The following is a 21,202-nucleotide window of genomic DNA, read 5'->3' as shown; positions in this document are numbered from 1 at the left end:
TCTAAACAAACTCCTTTTTTAGCTGTCCTATGTGGTCAGCAATTTTAGTGCCTAGCTCTTTGGTTCCCACCAAGGTTTTGCCAGGCGAATAAATATCTGGTGTTGCATAGCCTGCTGCAAGAACATCGGCCACAGCTTTTTCTATGATTTTCCCTTCTTGTTCAAGCTGGAACGAATAGCTTAGCATCATGGCCCCCGAAAGAATGGAGCCAATCGGATTGGCCGTATTTTTACCAACCATCTCACGATTGTGATTATGAAGCTGATTCGTTTCAAAGATCCCTTTGCCATTACTGTTAAGACTTGCGGCAGGTAGCAGGCTCGTAGCTCCTACAAGGGCTGTAATCTCGTCTGAAATAATATCGCCAAACACATTCGTCGTTACGATGACATCAAAGTTACCTGGATTTTCGATAATCTTCTTGGCAGCATCATCCACATACATATGTTCCAATTGCACATCTGGATATTCTGCGGCAACTTCCGTTACGATCTCTCTCCACAGCTTGGAACTCTCCAAGATAACGGCTTTGTCAAGACTCGTCACTTTCTTTCGTCTTTGACGGGCAAACTCAAACGCATTGCGAGCAGACACTTTAATCATTTCTTCGTTGTAGTATTCTTTATCAAATGCTTCTCTTCCGTCTTGATTCATGCCCCTGTATTTTTCTGACATAATCATGCCACCTGCAAGATCACGCAGCATTAAAATATCCATTCCATCTGCAATTACGCTCTCCTTAAGCGGGCAAAACTCAGCTACCGAAGGAAGTATAAATGCAGGGCGAATATTTGTTTTTAACGCCAGATTTTTTCGTAAAGCTATCAATGCATAGTTAGGTCTTTTTTCTTTAGGTAAGTCTAAGTACGTATCAAGCCAAATATTTCCCAATAGAACCGCATCACTTTCTTTGCATTGACGCAAGCTCTCTTCAGGCAGTGGATCTCCAAACTTTTCAACAGCAGCTGTCGCGGCACAACATTCCTCAAATTGAAATTGATGCCCAAATACCTTTCCAACTTGATTCATCACACGCATGGTCTCCGTGATAATCTCCTGCCCTATTCCATCTCCGGCAACAACAGCTATCTTGTAATTCACTTCCTACTCAGCACCTTTCTGATATGACGGACGTGTTCACCTTTCACAAAATGAATCGAATATGCTAGTTTCTCATCTCCCTTGGCAACAGAACCGAACTCATTGTGCGATACTGTTCAAATTTTGCAAACATCCAAGTTTAACGTTTTAGTCAAACGATTTAGTTTAACGATATACTTATACTATAACTTCGATTTTTTCATGTCAATAATTAGAATTTTATTTAAAAATCGATTGAAATTTTAGCGTTTTAGCTCTCTTCTAAAGTGCCTTTTTTCACCGAGGCTCATCCTCTTAGAACATTGCAGAATAAGGCCCTCTCTCCCTGCTCTGTTGCGGTTTTTTCGAATCATTGACAATAGATAAAAAGGTCTATATCATATGCAAGATATAGACCTTTTTATAACCAATTTATGTATTTAGGAATAAATAACAATCTCCATTTCCATTGGAGCATTGCATTCAACATATAGGCTCCAGCTCCATTAGCTATAAAGCTTGGCAGCAGCTTTTGACTTTTTTAAGCGACCGAATCGATTGAAGAGCCAAAGTTATTGTGGTAACATTTTCCATGAGGTTATCCTCTTTCTACATATCCCGGTTATTTCAATACTGTTTCGATATCAACGTTCTTCAAGGAGGAAGCCATGGCAACTATAAAAGATGTCGCGAACCTGGCCAATGTGTCAATGACCACCGTTTCTATTGTTATAAATGGGAAGGCCAAAGAGCGGAAAATACCGCAAAGAACCTATAATAAAGTGATGGAAGCTATGAATGCCTTGAATTATCACCCCAATTTAAGCGCAAGAAGACTACGCTCGACGGCTACCCCAAAACCAATCATCGCCTTGTATTGGCCATTAGATTACCGGACTAATATGCTAGCATCTTTTTTACATGGTATTCAGTCTGAGCTGAATGAAATGAATTATTCGTGTGAGCTGGTTATTCGCACTTATCAAAATAATGAGATTGCCAAAGACACTAACGAAATTATCAAAAACACGTATGATGGCGTTATTATTGGCGCAACCTCCCTCTCTGATTTGGAATACCTGGAATCACTGAATCCACGAATTCCACTCGTCTTGATTAATCGTGAATCCCAAAAGTATTCTACCGTTTCAGTAAATCATGACGATGTCGCCAATAAAGGCGCGCAATTATTATCTAAAAAGGGCTATCAGCAGGTAAGTATCGTCATTGCCAACAACCCGTATGTAGGTGCCAGTCTAAGAACCAAGGCTTTTCTCAATGCATGTGCTCAAAACGGGATCACCATCGAAAAAGAGCATATCATCGAAATCCCAAATTCGACGGAGGGTGGCATTCTCGCTGCCAAGCGCTATTGTGAAATGGATCATCCGCCAAAAGCCCTCTTTTGCGAATCGGATTCCATTGCTCTTAGTATGATTTATCAATTTAATAAAATGGGTGTTAAAATTCCCGAGGACATTGAACTGCTCTCTATTGGATTAACTGGGCCCGAATCTACCATGTATTCGACTCCTCCCATTACCATCATCAATATGCCTTCCGAAAAGATTGCAGCTACAGCCATCTCTATTATTATCGATTCTTTAAATCAAGATAATACAGACGATAAGCTGTCCCCCACACATAAAACAATTGAGCCTGAGATATACATTAGGGATTCGTTTATGCTATAAGCTGTTCGTCTATATTTTGTGGCATTACAAAAAAAGTCACCTTTTCGTTTGGAACGTAGCCTCAACTACTCAGTTCCATCGAAAGGTGACTTTTTTATGATTTTATAATTTCACTATTTTATTTCCCAATCGCTTTTGTCTTCATCCATAAAGGATATCAGTGAACGAAGCGCTACCTCAACCATACTGTTAACAGCTTGGTCTGTATAAAAGGCTGTATGAGGAGTCACAATCACATTCGGGAATTGTTGCAAAATAGAAAACTGATGATTGGATAATATATTTTGGCGGTGATCCTGATGAAAAATACTTAGCTCTCCTTCAATCACATCGAGACCCGCAGCCCCTACTTTACCACTTTCAATATGTCTAATTAATGCATTCGTGTCGATTAATTCACCCCGACTGCAATTTACGATAACAACCCCATCCTTCATCTTGGAAATTGCAGCATCATCGATCATGTGATAGTTCGTATCCAACAGCGGGGCATGTAGGGTAATGACATCACATGTTTCAAACAGCTCTTCCAGCGAAGCATAGCTCAGAATATCCAGAAGGTCATGATTCTCATACACATCGTAGCCAAGGATTTCACTGCCAAAGCCGGATAAATTTCTTGCTACAGTGGCTCCGATTCTTCCAGTTCCCACAATACCGATTTTAAGATCCTTGATGACTTTCCCTTGATTTCCTGCCACGGTGTAGTCTTGAGCGGTATTGCGAATCATAATTTGTTTCATTTTTCGAATACTCATCAATATGAGCATCGTTGTATAATCGGCCACGCTATTCGGAGCATACACCGCGTTAGAGAAACGTATACCATATTCCTTTGCCGCTGCCATATCCACATTGTTATAGCCGGAACTACGAAGTGCAAGATACTTTACACCATGATCATGTAATGCTTTTAATACTTCCCGATCAGCCGTATTACTGCCCAATATCGTTACAGCTTCAAACCCTTCTGACTGTTTAACACTCTCAACATCCAAAATTTGGTTTACATACGTAATTTCCAAATCTAATTCACTTTGGAGTCTTTTAAAGGCGTTCATTTCATCGGGCCGTGCAGCATAAGCTACTATTTTTTTCATAGTTATCCTCCTAAAAAATTAAGACACAGTCCACAAAATCACATGGTTTTGGGTTGGCTGACAGAGTCCATGAAACTGTATTTCCCTCTTCCCCTCCTATCGAAAACAACGCTGATTGCTTCTCATTTTTTAGAGTTCTCTTCTTCAAAAAATAGAGTCACAAACGAAAAAGAAGAATTTTCGAGCAATGCTACAGGAAAGTTTTGCACTTTTCTGTGACGCTTCTAACACTATGTAATACATCGTTCAATCTAAGTAAAAGAATATAACCGTTAGATATTTTCACTTTTTTTTCTAAAAAAACTTAAATATATTCTTCTAACAACGTTTGAAAAAGCTGATTTCTTGGCTGGCATCTGAAATATTCCGATTTAATGAAGGCAACACCAATACAGCTAACAGAATTTTGTATTCCGTTTTGTTCACATATATTTCAAAATTACGTTTCATTACGTTTATATTCAAATATAGTAAAAAAAGAAGACTCTTTATTGCAAGCCTTCTCCTTCTTAACCTATTTTCATTACGCTTTGCTGGCCATGTCTACAATTTGGTTAAGCCAAGCCTTGCGTGTTCAAAGATTCCTTTGTCCGAGGTCAAGCGAAGTGCTTGATCCATGCCTAGCTCATGCTCTAGATCCGCATCAGACAGGCTTTTAGAATTACGTTTTTACGCATTATTGCCAACAAAGCTATCTGCTGCTTTATGGTAAGAATTGCTTACCTTTTAATGATGACCAGCTTGGTCTCCAGCATTTCTTCCATGGCATATTTTACACCTTCACGCCCGGTGCCGCTTTGCTTCACACCACCATACGGCATGTGGTCGACACGGAAGCTTGGAATATCATTGATCACCACGCCGCCAACCTCAAGCTTGTCCGCTGCATCCAGCGCAGTCGTAATATTACGAGTGTAAATTCCCGCCTGCAAGCCATAAATCGAATCGTTCACATGATGAACGGCTTCATCTATAGAGCTTACGGGATGAATCAGCACAAGCGGGGCAAACACCTCGCGACAGGACACCTTGGAAGCCGGGTTCACATCCAGCAGAACGGTGGGCTTCAAAATCCCGCCTTCGGCTTGACCGCCCAGAGCGATCTTTGCGCCCGCCTGAACGGCTTCATCCAGCCATTCACGAACACGTTGGACAGCCTTGGCTGAAATGAGTGCGGATACGTCCGTGTCCGGCTCCAGCGGATCGCCGACTTTTAAGCGCCCTGCTGCCTCTACGAATCGGGAAACAAAGGTATCATATAGTTCTTCAACGACGTAAATACGTTGAATCGAGATACACACCTGCCCCTGATTGGCAAACGCTCCGCTTACACAACGGTCGATGACCGCGTCCACATCCGTATCACGGTCGATGATGACCGCTGCATTGGAGCCCAGCTCCAGCGTGACCCGCTTCAAGCCAGCCTTGGAGCGGATTTCCGTGCCGACCGCCGGACTACCGGTAAAGGTGATATAGCTGACGCGCGAATCGGTGACAAGCACGTCACCAAGGGTTTTGCCGTCACCGCTGATCACATTAAGCGCCCCCGCAGGCAATCCGGCCTGCTCCAGCAGCTCCGCGATCAGGTAAGCCGACAGCGGCGTCTGTTCCGCTGGCTTCAACACGACCGTGTTGCCTGCCGCCAAAGCGGGACCCACCTTGTGAGCGACCAGGTTCATCGGGAAGTTAAACGGCGTAATGGCTCCCACAACGCCGACAGGCTCCTTGAGGGTGTAGGCCATACGGCCCTCACCGCCCGGTGCGGCATCCATCGGGATCGTCTCCCCGTAAATCCGCTTGGCTTCCTCGGCTGCAAACTTGTAGGTTTGCACCGTCCGGTCAACCTCTGCCAGCGCAGCCTTCCACGGTTTGGACGCTTCGCGTGCAATGATACGCGCCGCATCATCACGCCGCGCGTCCAGCAAATCAGCCAGCTTCTCCAAAATGGCTGACCGCTGATGCGCAGGCATAGCCCGCATTTCAGCGCGGGCGTCGAATGCCGCCTGAATGGCTGCGTTAGCATCCTCTGCTGTCGCCTCTGCTACCTCTGCAATGACCTCCCCGGAATACGGTGATTTCAATGCCGTATACGATTGTGCTGCTTTCCATTCACCACCAATAAATAAATGCTGCTGCATGCTTATGTCTCCTTCTCCCTATATTAACGTTTATTCTACCGTTCATTTTACCGTTAGCACAGGGCAAGGTGCATGCTGAATCACATGATGGCTGACGCTACCCAGTATTATTTCCGAAACGAGCCCTTTGCCTCGCGTTCCCATAATGATCAGATCCGCCTGCTCCTGCTCTGCACTTTGGCAAATGATACTCGCCGGATCACCATGCCCTGTCAGCATGCGGTACGAAATACCCTCGTCCTTCAAAAAGTCGGATGCTGGCTCCAATATATGACGCCCTTCCTCTTCAATTCGCTCATCGACATCCACCCCAACCGGTGGCTCATTCATGGATAAAGCCGGATTTACATGCAATACGGTCAGATGCGGTTCCCCCTGAAGCTGTTTGGACAACGTCTTGGCTGCTTCCAGCGCCTTCATGGCGTGCTGCGAACCATCAATCGCGACCAGAATATGTTTATATTCACTCATACTCTTTCCTCCTCAGAAGTTCATTCTTAGTGAGCATCAATCTGTATATCCTGCATATGCCGACGACGTACGATCAGCACCGCTACACCCAGCAGTACCATCAATGCGCCAAAATAAAATGGAGTTTCCGCCGTATACCACTCGGACAGCTTCCCTGCAAGCCACGGTGAGATCGCCCCACCCAGAAAGCGCATGAAGCTATAGGCCGCAGATGCCGTGGAACGCTCCACCGGAGCAGCCTGCATAACAGCCGTTGTGATCAATGTATTGTTAATCCCCAGAAAAATACCAGCCACGATTACCGCAACAATGACAGTCGTCGGTGAGCCTGCGACCGTTCCTATCGCCATGACACCTAAATCAATGGCAAACAGTGTCAGCATGACACTAATGGAAGATACCACGCTAAAGCGTGCTTGAATCTTCGGTGCTACAAACACCGAGGTAAAGGCCAGCATAATCCCCCAGCCGAAAAAGACATAGCCCAAACCGTGCTCGTCCAAATGCATCACATATGGAGAATACGCCATCAGCGTAAAAAATCCAAAATTATATAACAACGCCACAATACCGAGCGTGAATAAGGCCGGATAGCTGAGCGCTTTGAACGGATCGGCAAGTGACCTGCGCTTTTTAGGCTTCGGAATTGAAGGCAGCATAAATGTAATGAACAAAAACCCCACGACCATCAACGCAGCTACACCGAAGAACGGACCGCGCCAAGAAATGGAGCCTAACTCACCGCCAAGCAGCGGACCAACCGAAATCCCTAGACCCAGTGCCGCCTCATACAAAATAATCGCTTTGGCCGTTCCCGAAGTCGACAGACCTACAATCGCTGACAGCGCCGTTGCAATAAACAGGGCGTTCCCCAGACCCCAGCCTGCCCGGTAGCCCACAATCCCGCCAACCGTATCGGCTGTACCGCCCAACCCGGCAAACACAATAATGAGCAATATTCCGGTCAGCAGTGTCCATTTGACACCCAATCGGCTGGACACTACGCCCGTAATGAGCATAGCCACGCCTGTCACCAGATTATAGCTGGTGAACAGCAGCGACACCTGGCTTTTGGTGGCATGAAGCTGATCGGCGATCGCCGGGAGGATGGGATCGACTAATCCCAGTCCCATAAATGAAATAACACAGGCAAAAGCAACCGCCCATACCGCCTTGGGCTGAGACAGCAAGCCTGAACGTTCCTTTAACTCATCAGGTAATGCATGTTGTGAACTCATAATATGTTGTAACCCCCAAATCTAAATGTAGAATAGTTCTCTTATGACGGGTCGCTGCCAAGTTCCTTATCAAGCAGAACTTTTCGCTCACGAACCCTGACCCGCAACTCCTCCAGCTCGGTCTGGAGCATACGGATGCTGTTGATTTTTCCCTCCATCAACTCCAACTGATCGTTCAGTGTACCTTCCATATCCTCCAACATGGCCCGGCGCTCAGCAGGGAGTAGGTTATTTGTTCGCTCACGGTATTCCTCCCGCTGGCCCTTTAGCATTTCCGCTGCGGATATGTAACGCTGAAGCTCTTGCAAGGAGAAGCCAAGCACTTCCTTGGCACTCACTATTTTTTTTAGAAATCCACATCCTCCTGCGTATACAGCCGCATATTCCCTTCGCTGCGCTGCGGGGAGGGCAACAGGCCGATTTCCTCATAATAACGAATGGTTCGCTTGGTCAAACCGCATTGCTTGGCGACCTCGTCAATTTTATACGTAGCCATGACACTCTCCTTATGAAAAAGTTTATATATAAACTCTACGCCTATTTAACGTTAACGTCAACGTTAACTTTGTAAAAAAAGAAACCGCCCCTATTGGAGACGGTTTCTGTTCCGGCTTGCGTAGTCATAGGCCCGAAGCATCGGTGCTCAAGCCCATGATATAGAATTTAGATGAAAATAGTGCGGGTGATGATAACCAGCAAAATGAAGAGTACCAGAATCACACCAGTGGAAGTCCACATGCCGTGGCCGCAACCACAACCTCTATCTACTTCACCCATCTCAACTTCCTCCTCTCTTCGTTGATTACAACAAATCGCTCGAATGCAGATTGTTTAGCAACGAATTAGATAAAGAATGCTTTAGTGATGATAACGAGCAAAATGAAAAGTACGAGAATCGCTCCTGTAGATGTGAAAGCTCCATAACCAGCGCCTACTCCAGACATGCTGATTCCTCCCTTCATGGTTTACAAAAGCATCTTATGCGTATGATGTAAGCCATGATAGGTACAGATGCCGCTTCTCCTGCCCAAATGTGGGTCTTTAAGCTTTGATTTCGCTTCCTTCATGCGTCAGCAAGCCATGATACAGCAGGTTTCGTGTCTGCTTGGCAAGCACGGATGGACTTTCGCGTCCAGTCAGTAATTTGGTTAACGTCAACCGTTCAATCAAGCCAACGACGCATTCCGCCGTCAGCCCCGGGTCCAATTCCTCACGGCAAGAGCCCCATCGTTGTGCAGCAAGCAGATTTTTTTTAATATGACCTGCCATTTCTGCCTTGATACGCACCGAGTCTGCCGCCTGGTAAAATCCGACACGGGTTATCGCCGGATTATTGGATAACATACGAAAAACCGATTCCAGAAACATTTGTCCCTGGCTCAAAATTTCAGCGTGGCTTTGCTCCGGCTCCACCTTCATACATTGAACCGTCTCATTCACCAACATACGGAAGCTCTCGACAAGCTCCTCATACATCTGCTCCTTACTCTCAAAATGAATATAAAAATCCGGCTGCGTCAATCCCGCACGCGCCGCAATCGAACTTACCTTTGTCTGATAAAAACCGGTCTGAGCGAACTCCTCAGCCCCTGCCTCCAGTAACAACCGTCGACCTTCCCGACTTCTGACTCCTGCCCTCATCACGGTTTTGCCCCCTTACTACACAAATCTATCGTATTATAAAGTTCCTTTGCGGTAAGAACAACAGACTTGAGGATGATATATGCCTGTCCTTCAAAAGTCCTAATACATAAGAAATGAAGGTTTTGAAAATGCGGGGGTATCTCCCTTTAAGGTAGTATTAACCAATTAGACCGTGAGTGAACAGGAATGATGACGCCGGATCAGGGGTGAGGACAAAATTTGCGCATCATTTCAATGGTTGTCAGATCATCATCCAGCCCCCGGTTTTGCAAACCGTCGATAATCTGTTGACGTTCCTGACCTTTAATATTCTGCCCGAATTTGAATTTGGCAGTCCACTCATCCGGTACAATCTTGATCAGCGCGACCCCTTTCAGACGTGAAGCATACCGGGGATCGCTGGCATCAATATCATCATAGCCGCCTTCTGGTTGCAATTTACTCATAAAAATGGAAAACGCAGACGCCTTTTCTTCCAGTTCCACTACCTGCTCCGCATGACCACGCACGGTAATACTTTTAAAAAATGAAGTCGCCGGACATGCCATATGTTCATCCGTAAAATAAGATGGAATTAGCGCATACTCTTTGGCGGCGGAAAAAGTGACCCGGTTGTCATCCTTCATCCGTTCCATCTTCTCTCCAGCACGGCTGCCATGAATATAAAAAACACCATTTCCATAAGCAAAATTCAGGGGTACCACACGCGGAAACCCGTCCTCGCTATTCATGCCCAGAAATCCGAAACTGACCTCGCTCAGAAATTGCTCTATTTCCTCTTCTTCTGCCACCGTAAATTCTTTTCTTCTCATGGATCATGCTCCTTTCGTCTATTGACCAGCGATACATTTAAGATTATGTTGAAAATGGATCAATGGATAGATCCAATATGATTGAAAATGAGTAGTCCAATGAAGGAGAATGATATGGATATTACGATTGCTTATCAGCGTGCTATTCAAATGTATCACCATAAATATTTGGCATTGTATCATGCCCTCCGGGAAGGAATTCTGAACGGTTCACTTGCCAGCGGTACACGCCTGCCCTCCAGTCGTGATCTGGCTGTGATGTATGAAATTTCGCGAGGCAGTGTTGCAGAAGCCTACGATATGCTGTTGGCGGGAGGATATGTGGAAACGACGGTAGGCAGAGGGACCTTTGTCATTGAACAGACAGCGATGCTACCGGACAAATCACAGATGGATGAGCAAAACAGGCAGGCACCTTCTGTAAAACAAACACCCCCAGCTCTGTCAGCATGGGGACAACGGATCATGCAGATGGAAAGAGAGTCACAGCCGTCTTCTGCTTCTGCCGTGAATGAAGATGAGGCTCCACAACCCTTGATTTCTTTTCAGGCAGGAGAAGTCGTGTTGGAAGGCAGTTCACAGACCGCATGGAAAAGCGCAATGGCTGCCGCTGGCAAAGACCTACAAAAGCCTTCGTCTGCCTTGATGACAGCACCGGTGAATGGCGATGAATGGTTGCGCGAAGCGATTTGTCAGCATGTTGGAAGAACACGGGGAATTGCGGCCCACCCGGACCAAGTCGTATTATGCAGTGGTTCCATGGAAGTGATAACGTTATTATGCCAGTTGCTTATTAATGAGCAAGATCCAATCGTGCTGGAAAATCCCTGTTACCCCGGTATCCACCGTGCGGTTACTGCATCGGGCGGACTGGTACAAACTGCTGAAATGGATCAGCTAGGAATTATCCCGCAGGATTGGGATTCCAGCTTGCTGTTTGTTACACCGGGACGACAGTTTCCAACCGGAGCTGTATTGCCATTAGCACGCCGTCAACACATTTTGCAATGGGCGGTGTCCCGGGGCGCGTGGATTATCGAAGATGATTATGACAGCGAATTCCGTTGGGCAGGACGACCGATTGAGCCGCTGAAAGCACTGGATCGCGCGGATTGTGTAATCTATGTCGGTTCCTTTTCCAAAAGCATGTTCAGCAGTCTTCGACTGGGCTACGCTATTCTGCCCGCTGCACTGGCCCAAGCGCTGACCGCCGCCAAACGACTCTATGACCCGCTGCCCCCTGCCCGTCTGGAGCAGCGCGCACTGGCACGCTTTATGATGCGCGGCGATTATGTTCGCCACCTGCGCCGGATGACCCGGATGTACAGATCACGCTACGACGTGCTCCAGCGTGAAATGCAGCAGTTGAGTGGACTGTTTCACTGGCATCAGACCGACTGCGGCCTGCATGCCTACGCCATCTGGAAGCATGAGCCTGCTCAGTACCACCATTTGATGCAAGCAGCACGGTCTTTCGGAGTCACATGGCGTGATGCAGCCGATTACCAACTGACACCAGGCCCCCCATCAGCCTGTTTTATTTTTGCCCATTTAACGGAACACCAAATCATTGAAGGTATTCACCGTCTGCGCCAGGCTTGGGATAATATCAAAAAATGAGTAGAACCTTCGCCTCAATCGACCTTCGCACCATATGAGCGCAAGAAGGATAGAGCTTGGTCTCGATCCATCCGTGCACCTTTGACATTAAATGCTTTAAAATCGACTCCATCCATATTAGCACCACGTAAATCGGCTCCCTGTAGCTTGGCATGAGCTAAAATAGCTCTGGTCAGGTCACAATCTCTGAGGTCTGCCTTCTGTAGATTGGTATCCGAGAGATCTGCTTCATAAAAGCGCACTCCTCTCAAATCCTGCTTTTCCAGCCGGGCCTGCCGCAAATTGGTATAAGACCAATCCCCCTGAACGAGCGTAATGCCGTCTATCTTTGCTTTTGAAAAGTCTGACCCCGTCATTTTACAATTGCTGAATTTGGAGACGAACATGTTGGCTTCAATAAAGTTACAATTTATAAAAGCCGATTCAGTATGAATGGAACCGTTCAACAGCGCACCTTGAAAATCACATTCGATAAAACGACATTCGCTGGTCATGATTTCCTCCAACGAACCGTTCGCAAACGTACAACGTTCAAAGGTGCAACGAATAAGTTCACCATCCCTTAAATCTTTCCCGCTATAATCAATGCCCTCATATTGCTGCTCCTGATACTGAAACATCATGGGTCCCCCTTATTTAATAACTAGCCCTAACAGCCCCACAAAAGATGAAGCTTGATGCGGTGAGATCATGCACCCATCCAGGTCTTCAATATCCACCTGTAGTCCATCGAATTCACAATCGCTCAGATCAACCCCCTTGAGCTTGGACCCCGACAGCATTGCCTGATCCATATTGCAACGGGTAAAAGAAATTTTTTGCAGCGTCAAATGATAAAGGTCGGAGCTTATCAATGAACAATCCTCAAAACCAACGTGTTTGAAATTAGCAAAGCGAAACATCGAATAATCTCCTAAGCAATCCAGAAAACGAACATTTTGGAGTCTGCTTCTGGAGAAGTCTGTTCCGAGCAGCTTGCAATTTCTGAACTCTACCCGGTGAATAAAGGAACCGGAAAAGTTAATATTGGACAGGTCGCATTTATCGAAAATAACATCTGTCCATTCACTTTCCGGCAATGACGATTCCATAATAGTCACATTTTTGAAAATCATCTTCTCAAACGAAACCCTGGTAGCTTCCACACTATCCATGGTCATATCCTCTACAGACCCCGTGTTAAACTCATCCTTGGATCGTAAGGAATACATTTCATCGGTTAATACAGGTAAGTCTGAAGGAATTTTTGGCATCTCTATCTTCATTTCCATAGCTATCTCCACCTTCTGAGTGCTTATTCCGGCATATGTCCAGTTTATATGATGAGGCGACGCAGTAACAATGGCTTTATACACGCGTCTTTCTCGACCAGAGGGTCACCAGATTTCGCATCTGTCATCTATGCACCCGAATATATGAATCTATTTTCTATCTATCTCCACACATAGCGTAGCAAAAGCATTTCTATCACATATATTAACGTTGTGAGTATACTCACGAACCTTTTTTTAGGAGGTTGATAGCATGGCAGTACAGCTATCTAATAATGTGTTCTCCATCTCGGTCGGAGATTACGGGGATATCTCTTCCTTACGTCTGGTAGGAGACACATTCAATACGAACTACGTCATGAACAGCTCCAACGCACCCAAACAGAATACGGCGGATCATCAGTGGCTTGGTGAACTCATGTTTACCTACCGTCTCAGTAACGGGGCGTGGACTCGGGCATGGACAAGCAATTCTGCGGATGCACGCACGATCACCTCATCCGGCAGTAGTGTTCAAGTATCGTACCAAAATTCGTCAAACAATCAGGGAATACGTAATTTTACATTAAATGAAACGTATTCACTGGTTAACGATTACTTGCATTGGCAAATGAAAGTAACCAATACTTCCAACCAAACGCTCGAAATAGGAGATTGGGGGCTGCCGCTTCCTTTTAACGAGTATTGGTCCGGCGGCAATAACGAACAAATCTATGAAACAAGGGTACTTTCCCACTCCTTTGTAGGGCATAACAGTTCTTTTATTACCGCTGGACGGCCTAGCGGCATCGGGCCTTATCTACTGCTTGTCCCTGATTCCGCTACAGGCGCAGGTCTCGAATATCAGGACCATTGGAGAGTCGAGGAGCACCCGGGCAGCACGTGGGCTATGGAGCAAGGCGGCTGGTCCGAAGGACTAAATGTGTTCTATATCCACTCCAATGTCATTAAGAGCACCAACCGTGGCTATCTTTCCAACACCAGTCTGTCGCTGGCTCCAGGCGAAAGCAAAACGTATGCCTTTAAATTTTACAAGGTAGCGGACGAGCAGGCGGTGAAGGACAGGCTGTACAGCGAGGGACATGTAGATGTGACCGTGGTTCCGGGCATGATTGTCCCGACGAATCTCAAGGCTAAATTCGATCTGCATACCAGCAAATCCATTACCTCTGTCACAGCACAGTACCCGTCCGAAACCACCATCAATTATCTGGAAACAGCCCCCACGAATCATAAAATATATGAGCTTACACTGGGACGACTGGGACACAACAATATTACCGTAAACTACGGCAGCGGCGAAAAAACCGTTCTCCAGTTCTATGCCATCGAGCCAGTCGATGCTGCACTTCAGCGCCACTCTACCTTCATGGTCAACAGCACCCAATGGAACGTGCCGGGCGATCTGCGGGACAAGGTGTTTGACGACTGGATGATGCAATATAAGGCCAAGCGCAACAGCTTTGCAGGCTACTGGGGCTGGGGTGACGATTGGGGATTAACTCATGGACAGTTTCTGGCTGAGAAAAACGTACAGAAGCCCGTGGCATCCGAGATTAAAGCAGTCGATGATTATCTGGAGGTTGCCGTCTGGACGAATCTGATGGAAGGCCATCATACCGACTATCTGGTTCCCGATTTCCTAATGCCACAGCCCAACACAACACCGACGTACCGGGGCTATGCCTATCCGCATATTTACAACACGTTTTTCAGTATGTATAAGCTCGCCAAGCTGTATCCGAACCTGATTAACTACCGCAATAGTAAAAACACGTATTTGCTACGCGCTTACCGTATTTTCAAGGCACTGTATGAAGGCCCTGTTGCCTACAACTGGAACACAGGTCTCATGGGTGAGCTGACCACGCCGGATATCATTAAAGCGCTTCAGGAAGAAGGCTTAACCACCGAGGCTAACGATCTGATCTCCAAAATGGCTACCAAGTACAACAATTTCAAAAACACCACCTATCCCTACGGCTCCGAGTATAACTATGACAATACAGGCGAAGAAGCGGTATATACGCTCGCCAAAATGAACAGCAATACAACGATGATGAGCAAAATCAACGCCAAAACACGCGCCGCACGCGGCCATATGCCTGTGTGGTATTATTACGCCGATCCGGTCACGATTACCGGGGAGAATTGGTGGAACTTCCAGTACACCACCTCGCTGGCTGGCTACGCGATGGATGACTGGACACGCCGTTATTCGTCCAAGCCCGAAGTGGACCAACGCTTATCTTATGCCGCCAAGCTCGCGAACATCGGGGCAATTAACTCGGGACAGATCAGCTCCGATCCAGCCAATATCGGCGCAGTATCGTGGACGTATCAGGCGGGTAAGGGCAATTACGGCGCTCTTGGTCTGGACGGTGGCCCGCTCTTCAATGGCTGGCGTGGCATGTCTGGAGAAGCGGATTTGGGGCTGTTCGGAGCGATTAAAACTCTAAGCTCGGATGTTGCTGTCGATCCCATTTTTGGCTTGTATGGCTATGGCTGTGACGTTACAGAAAGCGGTAACAGCTATACGATCACTCCCAAGGACGGTGTGTTCCAGCGGCTGCATCTGATCTCCCAAAAGCTGAGCCTGGAGCTGAATCGAGACCAATACAGCTCAGCTATCGTGGCCAAATCCAAAAACAACGTCCGTCTGACGCTGAAAAATGCAACAACGGGCACAGCTCACACCACCGTTTTGATCTTAACCGGACTGGCCGCAGGTACGTATGACGTGCTCGTAGACGGAACAAAAACTGGCTCCGTCACAGCTGTTAACGGCTCATCGGCTACGGTCAGACTGAATATTGGTACGGCGGCTTCCTACGATATCCGCATTCAGACAGGCACAGGTAATCCGGCTCCAGCCGGAGACGTTGTAGCCCACTATGATTTTAATGAAACAAGCGGGTCTACCGCAGCCGATTTGTCAGGCAATGGGCAGCAGGCCAATGTGAACGGCGGCTCGTGGGGCGCCGGACGGAACGGCAATGCTCTGCTCTTCAACGGCACAGCCGCCTATGCCAGCCTACCCGGTGGTCTGGTCAGCAGCGTTAACGATTTTACGATTGCGGCCTGGGTACGGGTGAACACCCATAACGGCTGGGCCCGCCTGTTTGATTTTGGAGCAGGCACGGATCGGTATATGTTTTTGGCACCCAAGGCTGAGGGGACAGGTATGCGCTTTGCCATCACCGTTTCGGGGAGCGGGCAGGAACAGCAGTTGAACGCCCCGGAGCTGGCGACAGGGGTCTGGAAGCATGTGGCCGTGACGCTGTCGGGCAATACAGGGGTTATATATGTAGACGGTGTGGAGGCAACGCGCAACTCGAACATGACGTTAAAGCCGTCCAGCCTTGGATTGACGGACCAAAACTATATTGGAAAATCCCAGTTTGATGATCCTTATCTGAACGGAGCGATAGATGAGCTGATCATTTACAACAGAGCGCTGACAGTTCAGGAGATCCGCAGCTTATCCTCGGTAGGCAGCGCTGTTGCAGGCCTCAAAAAGGTAGCCAGTTCGTATGCCGAAGGGGCAGATTAAACGGATGTCATTATTTTATGCCATTAATTTTTTAACTTGTAAATGGTTTGTGCCGTGAATGATTTGTATCGTGAATGATTCAGGCCATTCCGCCTATTAGGAGGATTCCACCATGTGTAAAGACCATGCAAGACCCCCCCTGTCGGCAAGTGTTGACTGTGATTCATGCGGTACTGCTTCTGCTTCGATAAATGAGGCTCTCTTTGAAACGGAAACTGCACAAGTCTCGGCTTCCGGCGTATCCCCGCAAGCGATCGGCAGCGATGCCGAGGTGATTGACCGCTTCGGACGCATCATTAACGGGTACGGCGTTGATCTGGTGGATTGGCAAGGCTATATCGCCAATCCATTCATCAACCTGACCGTGAAACCACCTGCCAGTGCGGCGTATCCGATCAGCATCACACTCAAGGCGCAGGGAACGTCCAGGCTTATGATGAATCTGCCCAGTACGTTATCTGCCACTGGCGCTACAAAGGTGCTGAATTTTAACAATGCATCTGAGAGGAAAGATTTCAAACTGGAGGTAGCACCCGACCGCAATGGTGGCCCGGACGAGATTGAACACTATACGCTGTATCTCACCATTGCAGATAGCGCGGGAGCCAGTCGAACCCATACGATTCCGATTCGTGTATGGGATCAGGACGATAATCAGGATACCCAATTCCCATTGGTGTTCGATTATCGCTACGATACGGTCAATCACTATTTTGACGATCCAGGTATTCGCAAGGCCGCCGAGCAGGCGATTAAGGACTGGTTCTATTTCTTCGATGTCCAGCCGTTCGATACCGTTCCCGCTGGAGCTGAACGCAACTATATCCCGAACAACGACTGGAACGGGCATACGATTGGCACAAATAACGCTCCATATAATGGAGAATGGGTTTTCCTGCGGGGTATCGACGGTCCTTATTCGACCGGATGGCCCGGCAACAGTGGTTTTTACCACACCAAGAACGGCGTCCGCGTTCCGGGTCCCATTCACCGTTCGCTAGGAACCGCACTGGATTTTTATCCAGATGCTCAGGTATTCACCTCGCTGAATGACGACGACTGGTACAAAACCGATCTGACTCAGGTGACCGACGTATACGGACTCATAATGCATGAGTTCGGCCATGCCGTCGCTTTCAGCGATACATGGGCAGGGATGCAGGCTTACCATAGCAGCGGCGGTGCCGATTCCGTCGTTGAAGCGTACCAAGGCGTCCGGGTACCGTTGGATGGAAGCTATCACATCCCGGGGGATCGGCAATACTGGGACCGTCTCAGCGGACAAAGCGCAGGCTGGACAGCGGAGTTTCCGGTACGCCGCTGGATGCTGAACAAGCTGACGCTGCTCATTGCCGAAAAAGCCGGCTGGAAGCTGAATCGCAAGCTGACACCTTTTCTCGAACCGGAAATTGTCACATCCTCCTTGCCTAAGGCCGTAAAGGGACAAAGCTACAGCCAAAAGCTGACAGCTAAGGGTGGTGTCCCCTTCTACGATTGGACACTGAAAAACGGCAGCCTGCCTGCCGGGCTGACACTCGACCGCTTTACTGGAACGATTAGCGGCACCGTATCTGCCAGCCCGCCGCAAAGCAGCTATACCTTTACGATAGAGCTTCGGGATTATGATGAGTTGGCGAAGCCGTTTACACGCAGCTTCACGATTGGTTTGTAAGCAAGAAGCTATTCCACCTGTAGATCATTAGCTCCGTCTAATCCGCGTTGTTCTTGGCTTCAAACGTGCCAATTCCTCGCCGGTGAGCTGTCTTGTATAAGAGCGTGGAGATGATCCTGTATCTACTCTGCGCACCCTGCCTGCCCCGACGGGGCGGGCTACCCGTGTGTTAAACGCCTGCATGAACCACTGCACCGGGAAAGCAATGGACAGACGCCCATCTGTCGTGCCTGCAAAATTGACCGCTGCCGCATAATTATCCGACTGTCTGAGCCAGACAGAGCCGGAATCCCCGGGCAGCGATACAGGGGTGGTACCTCTAATAACGGTCTGATCCTGGAAGGTCAGCAGCCCCAGGCTTCCGCCGTAATTGATTTGCAAATCCGTATAGACGGACTCTACCGTGCCATTGACCCGCCCGGTCGTACGTCCCACCTTTTTGAATTTTTCGCCAACACGATAAGCGGTCACATGGCCCGGAACCGCTCCTACTGTAGCATAACGCGGACTGAGCGAGCTGTTGCGGGGTGGCAAGGAAAGCGCCGCATCAATGAAATTGGTTCCCGTTGGATTTAGGCGTATATAACGATATAACCGTCCTATACGATCTCGGGTAGCTGCCCCCCCATCGGCTCCGCCTGGCTGAATCGTGGCCTCCCGATTGTCTGTATTGGAGGGGTTGAGTACATGGTTATTGCTGAAAAGATAACGTGTAGCCGGCGCTCCAGTTGGGGCGACGATCAGTCCGGTTGTACCGGAGCCTTCAATCGTCCCGACGCTGTAGCCGGCGATGACCGGGCGTATACGCACTTTGTAGTCCGTGGCATGGGCTTTGATCTTTCCAGACTTTACAATCCGGACAGGAACGCTCGTTTGCTTGCCTAGCGCTGTGGCCGACAGAAGTCCGGTAGAGGCCGTGGCCAACCGATCTGTGTACACAATGACAGCGGCTCCCCTTTTGGGACGAGCAGGGTCCCTATACCCTACGCCGATGCCGTGGACACCGGACATTTTTAAGACTTGCTTGGCCATCCGCTTTTTCACTTGAAGGGCGGCCGAGAAGGTAGCCAACATAATCATCCCCTTTTACATTCAGATGAAATATTGTATGGCTAAGGCCGCTCCGCGTTCCATTTGATCTTACGATCGCTGCGCTACCAACCCCCGTAAGATTCAAGTCTGTATAAGTTGAATTCGAAAAATCCCAAAAATTATTATGTATATATAAAGTAAGCCATTGAAAGGTATACAAAAATATCCCAAAAGATGATATACTCATTTCCGAAATTGACATTTTAGCATTTGATTCTGATGTTCCTATTTTAAATAGGTTGATATCCTAATAAGTTTCCTTTAAAGGGGTGGTTTGATTTGTCCAATACAACCACGATACTCGCAGAACTGATGAAGTACATGAAAGAAAAAAAATTAGGTGTTAGCGATTTAGCCAGGGCTGCCAATATGAATCCCGGCACAATTAGCGGTCTCGTTAATGGAAATCGCAAGTTCTCAGTCTATCAATTGGATAGATTAACAGAAGCGATGGGGCTTCCCGTCGGTTATTATTACGAGCGTTATATTTCTGAGTACTTGGCCGACGCCAATCCCAACTGGCGTAGGATAAGTCCGTTTTTGGAAAGTTGTGCAAAATTGAACAAATTGGATTGTATTCAGCAAGTCGTGAATATGTTATTGGATAAGTTAAGCTATGCTACTCCATTATTTGAACTGGCTGAGCATTTTTTTGAAGACGGTTTATACGGGGCAGCGGCTATACTTTATGAGAATGTTGCTTTCAGTGAAAATAAGCAGCACTCAGAGCGCTTGGCCATATGTCAGTACCGTCTATTTCAGAGCAGACAAGGGAATGACCAGGAAAAAAACTATGAAGCAGCCGTGCAGTTCGGAACCTACGTTGATCGTTTGGACGAACTGGATCAGCTAGATGGTTTAAAGGCTTTAGCGAATACATATCGTTCGTTGCGTAAATGGGACAAAGTAGAATTATTCGCTAAAGCTTTGGGAGAAAAGGCTGAGATTCAATACAAATTGAGCAAACAGCAACATCGTGTAAAAAAAGAAAATTCAAAGCAACCCAGCTTCCCTTTGTTTGCTTACTGGGCATTCTCACATTTACTCCGCGCACAAGCCTGTGACGAGAGGAAAGACTATCAAGGGGGGCTTTACCATATTAAAAAATATGCAAATTTAAGCTGGGTAACGGATACGGATGAAGAAACCTTGAAATGGAAAAAGAATTATGAGGATTGGGCAGTAGTCAATATGTATGTAAATAAGCTTCTTTCGGGCGAAAGGAACGTGCTTCCCGATTATGTAGCATATATTTCTTCAAGAAAAGATGAAGTTCTTCCCGCGCTTGATAACATCCTTGAAGCTGCTAACCGATATCATTTTGATGTAGATGATATTCTAAAGCAATTCGAAGTGGACATTTCATCTTATCTGGAGCAACAAAAAGTTAAAAGCTTTTATACTCAACGATTCATAACAGAACGCTTTATACATTTTTCAATGGAATTATCATCCTATTATTTGACCAAAGGAAAATTTACTGATGGCTTTAGATTTTTATTTAGTTGTTTGGAAAAATCTACATTAATCAATAATAAATCGTATATAATTAAATGTATGAGCCTGTTTGAATCTTATCATGAGCAGGCATCACCTGAGACAAAAACAGCGTACAGAAATATCATTAAAGAGGTGAACAAAGATGAAGCGTAAAATACTTTTAACCTTTTTAGTAACCAGCTTTATGTTAGTAGCAGTAGTGACAATCCCCTTGCATTTTCAAGATAAAGAGCATGGCTATCAACCGAATCATCATGGGGAAATGTAACCTATTTTAGATGAAGTGAATTAAGGGACGTACTCTCAGAGTACGTCT

The 21,202-nt window shown here is 47.0% G+C and carries 17 protein-coding genes and 1 pseudogene; 6 read left to right on the top strand and 12 right to left on the bottom strand.

Annotation, left to right across the window (positions count from 1 at the left end):
* Window position 1 precedes the first annotated feature (1 nt).
* Window positions 2-1,102, bottom strand: a complete 1,101-nt coding sequence (gene leuB / locus HPL003_RS11110; RefSeq protein WP_014279735.1) for a 3-isopropylmalate dehydrogenase — start codon at window positions 1,100-1,102, stop codon at window positions 2-4.
* 647 nt (window positions 1,103-1,749) lie between these two features.
* On the opposite strand from leuB, the gene HPL003_RS11105 reads away from it, so the two are divergent.
* Window positions 1,750-2,775 carry a LacI family DNA-binding transcriptional regulator gene (locus tag HPL003_RS11105; protein ID WP_014279734.1) on the top strand — a complete coding sequence of 342 codons (1,026 nt, stop codon included), beginning with the start codon at window positions 1,750-1,752 and terminating at the stop codon, window positions 2,773-2,775.
* A gap of 113 nt (window positions 2,776-2,888) precedes the next feature.
* Here HPL003_RS11105 and HPL003_RS11100 read toward each other — a convergent pair whose 3' ends face one another.
* From HPL003_RS11100 to HPL003_RS11070, 8 genes and pseudogenes are all read right to left on the bottom strand, one after another.
* The gene (locus HPL003_RS11100; protein WP_014279733.1) at window positions 2,889-3,875 is read right to left on the bottom strand and encodes a D-isomer specific 2-hydroxyacid dehydrogenase family protein; all 987 of its coding nucleotides are present in this window, start codon (window positions 3,873-3,875) and stop codon (window positions 2,889-2,891) included.
* 719 nt (window positions 3,876-4,594) lie between these two features.
* Window positions 4,595-6,013: an aldehyde dehydrogenase family protein gene (locus tag HPL003_RS11095; protein ID WP_014279732.1), complete on the bottom strand. Its 1,419-nt coding sequence runs from the start codon at window positions 6,011-6,013 to the stop codon at window positions 4,595-4,597.
* Between the two features lie 42 nt (window positions 6,014-6,055).
* Window positions 6,056-6,484 (bottom strand): universal stress protein, encoded by a 429-nt coding sequence (locus tag HPL003_RS11090; RefSeq protein WP_014279731.1) that lies wholly within the window; start codon window positions 6,482-6,484, stop codon window positions 6,056-6,058.
* A gap of 26 nt (window positions 6,485-6,510) precedes the next feature.
* Window positions 6,511-7,722 (bottom strand): MFS transporter, encoded by a 1,212-nt coding sequence (locus HPL003_RS11085; protein WP_014279730.1) that lies wholly within the window; start codon window positions 7,720-7,722, stop codon window positions 6,511-6,513.
* Between the two features lie 41 nt (window positions 7,723-7,763).
* Window positions 7,764-8,218 (bottom strand): annotated as a pseudogene (locus HPL003_RS11080) (MerR family transcriptional regulator).
* 346 nt (window positions 8,219-8,564) lie between these two features.
* A complete protein-coding gene (locus HPL003_RS29700; RefSeq protein ID WP_014279728.1) occupies window positions 8,565-8,666 on the bottom strand; it encodes a hypothetical protein in 102 nt (33 codons plus the stop codon).
* Between the two features lie 97 nt (window positions 8,667-8,763).
* Window positions 8,764-9,363 carry a TetR/AcrR family transcriptional regulator gene (locus HPL003_RS11075; RefSeq protein ID WP_014279727.1) on the bottom strand — a complete coding sequence of 200 codons (600 nt, stop codon included), beginning with the start codon at window positions 9,361-9,363 and terminating at the stop codon, window positions 8,764-8,766.
* 203 nt (window positions 9,364-9,566) lie between these two features.
* The gene (locus HPL003_RS11070) at window positions 9,567-10,178 is read right to left on the bottom strand and encodes a pyridoxamine 5'-phosphate oxidase family protein (RefSeq protein ID WP_014279726.1); all 612 of its coding nucleotides are present in this window, start codon (window positions 10,176-10,178) and stop codon (window positions 9,567-9,569) included.
* Between the two features lie 114 nt (window positions 10,179-10,292).
* Here HPL003_RS11070 and pdxR point away from each other — a divergent pair, with 114 nt between their 5' ends.
* Window positions 10,293-11,798, top strand: a complete 1,506-nt coding sequence (gene pdxR / locus HPL003_RS11065; protein ID WP_014279725.1) for a MocR-like pyridoxine biosynthesis transcription factor PdxR — start codon at window positions 10,293-10,295, stop codon at window positions 11,796-11,798.
* Between the two features lie 14 nt (window positions 11,799-11,812).
* Here the strand turns inward: pdxR and HPL003_RS11060 are convergent, their stop codons facing one another.
* Both HPL003_RS11060 and HPL003_RS11055 read right to left on the bottom strand, forming a co-directional pair.
* Complete coding sequence (locus HPL003_RS11060; protein ID WP_014279724.1) at window positions 11,813-12,418, bottom strand: pentapeptide repeat-containing protein; 606 nt, start codon at window positions 12,416-12,418, stop codon at window positions 11,813-11,815.
* A gap of 12 nt (window positions 12,419-12,430) precedes the next feature.
* Window positions 12,431-13,069 (bottom strand): pentapeptide repeat-containing protein, encoded by a 639-nt coding sequence (locus HPL003_RS11055; RefSeq protein ID WP_014279723.1) that lies wholly within the window; start codon window positions 13,067-13,069, stop codon window positions 12,431-12,433.
* Between the two features lie 253 nt (window positions 13,070-13,322).
* Between HPL003_RS11055 and HPL003_RS11050 the strand changes: the two genes are divergently transcribed.
* Together HPL003_RS11050 and HPL003_RS11045 are read left to right on the top strand one after the other, a co-directional pair.
* Entirely contained in the window at window positions 13,323-16,622 is a 3,300-nt protein-coding gene (locus tag HPL003_RS11050; RefSeq protein ID WP_014279722.1) for a DUF5695 domain-containing protein, read from the top strand.
* A gap of 112 nt (window positions 16,623-16,734) precedes the next feature.
* Window positions 16,735-18,294, top strand: coding sequence for an Ig domain-containing protein (locus HPL003_RS11045; protein WP_014279721.1), 1,560 nt, complete (start codon window positions 16,735-16,737; stop codon window positions 18,292-18,294).
* A gap of 27 nt (window positions 18,295-18,321) precedes the next feature.
* Here HPL003_RS11045 and HPL003_RS11040 read toward each other — a convergent pair whose 3' ends face one another.
* Window positions 18,322-19,368, bottom strand: coding sequence for a hypothetical protein (locus HPL003_RS11040; RefSeq protein WP_014279720.1), 1,047 nt, complete (start codon window positions 19,366-19,368; stop codon window positions 18,322-18,324).
* A 297-nt stretch (window positions 19,369-19,665) separates the two neighbouring features.
* Between HPL003_RS11040 and HPL003_RS11035 the strand changes: the two genes are divergently transcribed.
* Both HPL003_RS11035 and HPL003_RS30190 read left to right on the top strand, forming a co-directional pair.
* Complete coding sequence (locus HPL003_RS11035; RefSeq protein ID WP_014279719.1) at window positions 19,666-21,039, top strand: helix-turn-helix domain-containing protein; 1,374 nt, start codon at window positions 19,666-19,668, stop codon at window positions 21,037-21,039.
* A complete protein-coding gene (locus HPL003_RS30190; RefSeq protein ID WP_014279718.1) occupies window positions 21,029-21,154 on the top strand; it encodes a hypothetical protein in 126 nt (41 codons plus the stop codon). The genes HPL003_RS11035 and HPL003_RS30190 overlap by 11 nt, the downstream gene beginning before the upstream one ends.
* The last annotated feature ends 48 nt before the right edge of the window (window positions 21,155-21,202 follow it).

The sequence above is a fragment of the Paenibacillus terrae HPL-003 genome, from assembly GCF_000235585.1.
Taxonomy (GTDB): Bacteria; Bacillota; Bacilli; order Paenibacillales; family Paenibacillaceae; genus Paenibacillus; species Paenibacillus terrae_B.
The sequence above is the reverse complement of the archived record's forward strand: the minus strand, read 5'-3'. Positions and strand labels throughout refer to the sequence as shown.

Excerpts from the sequence above, each read along its gene's own strand:
- HPL003_RS11105 (WP_014279734.1), top strand. The coding sequence starts at position 1,750 with ATGGCAACTATAAAAGATGTCGCGAACCTGGCCAATGTGTCAATGACC.
- HPL003_RS11100 (WP_014279733.1), bottom strand. The coding sequence starts at position 3,875 with ATGAAAAAAATAGTAGCTTATGCTGCACGGCCCGATGAAATGAACGCC.
- HPL003_RS11095 (WP_014279732.1), bottom strand. The coding sequence starts at position 6,013 with ATGCAGCAGCATTTATTTATTGGTGGTGAATGGAAAGCAGCACAATCG.
- HPL003_RS11090 (WP_014279731.1), bottom strand. The coding sequence starts at position 6,484 with ATGAGTGAATATAAACATATTCTGGTCGCGATTGATGGTTCGCAGCAC.
- HPL003_RS11085 (WP_014279730.1), bottom strand. The coding sequence starts at position 7,722 with ATGAGTTCACAACATGCATTACCTGATGAGTTAAAGGAACGTTCAGGC.
- HPL003_RS29700 (WP_014279728.1), bottom strand. The coding sequence starts at position 8,666 with ATGTCTGGAGTAGGCGCTGGTTATGGAGCTTTCACATCTACAGGAGCG.
- HPL003_RS11075 (WP_014279727.1), bottom strand. The coding sequence starts at position 9,363 with ATGAGGGCAGGAGTCAGAAGTCGGGAAGGTCGACGGTTGTTACTGGAG.
- HPL003_RS11070 (WP_014279726.1), bottom strand. The coding sequence starts at position 10,178 with ATGAGAAGAAAAGAATTTACGGTGGCAGAAGAAGAGGAAATAGAGCAA.
- pdxR (WP_014279725.1), top strand. The coding sequence starts at position 10,293 with ATGGATATTACGATTGCTTATCAGCGTGCTATTCAAATGTATCACCAT.
- HPL003_RS11060 (WP_014279724.1), bottom strand. The coding sequence starts at position 12,418 with ATGTTTCAGTATCAGGAGCAGCAATATGAGGGCATTGATTATAGCGGG.
- HPL003_RS11055 (WP_014279723.1), bottom strand. The coding sequence starts at position 13,069 with ATGGAAATGAAGATAGAGATGCCAAAAATTCCTTCAGACTTACCTGTA.
- HPL003_RS11050 (WP_014279722.1), top strand. The coding sequence starts at position 13,323 with ATGGCAGTACAGCTATCTAATAATGTGTTCTCCATCTCGGTCGGAGAT.
- HPL003_RS11045 (WP_014279721.1), top strand. The coding sequence starts at position 16,735 with ATGTGTAAAGACCATGCAAGACCCCCCCTGTCGGCAAGTGTTGACTGT.
- HPL003_RS11040 (WP_014279720.1), bottom strand. The coding sequence starts at position 19,368 with ATGTTGGCTACCTTCTCGGCCGCCCTTCAAGTGAAAAAGCGGATGGCC.
- HPL003_RS30190 (WP_014279718.1), top strand. The coding sequence starts at position 21,029 with ATGAAGCGTAAAATACTTTTAACCTTTTTAGTAACCAGCTTTATGTTA.